Annotated in this window: 1 protein-coding gene; it reads left to right on the top strand. The window is 63.4% G+C overall.

Features of this window, described 5'->3' with window-relative positions:
* Nucleotides 1–1091 (top strand): efflux RND transporter permease subunit (locus tag AC1VAN_RS22650; RefSeq protein WP_480986841.1); only part of this gene is annotated, 1091 nt, incomplete at both ends.

The raw sequence follows: 1091 nt of genomic DNA, 5'->3' as shown, positions 1-1091 counted from the left end.
TCCCCTCCGCCCTGCAGGGCGGTGCGGCCGGTGAGATCTACAAGCAGTTCGCCCTGACCATCGCCATCTCGATGGCGTTCTCGGCGTTCCTGGCGCTGGGTTTCACCCCGGCGCTGTGCGCGACGTTCCTCAAGCCGACGCACAACGACAACCCGAACATCGTCTACCGCACCTTCAACAAGTACTACGACAAGATCAGCCACACCTATGTGGGCCACATCACCTCCGCGGTGCGCCATGCACCACGCTGGATGATCCTGTTCGTGGTGCTGACCGCGCTGTGCGGTTTCCTGTTCACCCGCATGCCGGGCAGCTTCCTGCCTGAGGAAGACCAGGGCTATGCACTGGCGATCGTGCAGTTGCCGCCGGGCTCGACCAAGAGCCAGACCAACGAAGCGTTCGCACAGATGCGCGGCATCCTGGAAAAGCAGGATGGCTATGAAGGCATGCTGCAGGTGGCCGGCTTCAGCTTCGTCGGTTCCGGCGAGAACGTGGGCATGGGCTTCATCCGCCTGAAGCCGTGGGAAGAGCGCAAGTTCACTGCTCCGGAATTCATCCAGAACATGAACGGCGCGTTCTACGGCATCAAGGAAGCGCAGATCTTCGTGGTCAACCTGCCCACCGTGCAGGGCCTTGGCCAGTTCGGCGGCTTCGACATGTGGCTGCAGGACCGCAGCGGCGCCGGTTACGAGCAGCTGACCCAGGCCCGCAACATCCTGCTCGGCCAGGCCGCGCAGAAGCCGGACCACCTGGTGGGCGTGCGCCCGAACGGCCTGGAAAACGCCCCGCAGCTGCAGCTGCACGTGGACCGCGTGCAGGCGCAGTCGATGGGCATGTCGGTGTCGGACGTGTACAGCACCATCCAGCTGATGCTGGCCCCGGTGTACGTCAACGACTTCTTCTACGAAGGCCGCATCAAGCGCGTGACCATGCAGGCTGATGGTCCATACCGCACTGGCCAGGAGTCGCTGAAGAGCTTCTACAGCCCGTCCAGCCTGACCACCAATGCCGATGGCACCAACGCGATGATTCCGTTGAGCACGGTGGTCAAGTCCGAATGGGTCTCGGCACCGCCGTCGCTGAGCCGCTAC

It is taken from the genome of Stenotrophomonas sp. 05L44_2, from assembly GCF_056665995.1.
Note: the sequence above shows the minus strand (reverse complement) of the source record. Positions and strands in the feature narration are given on the sequence as shown.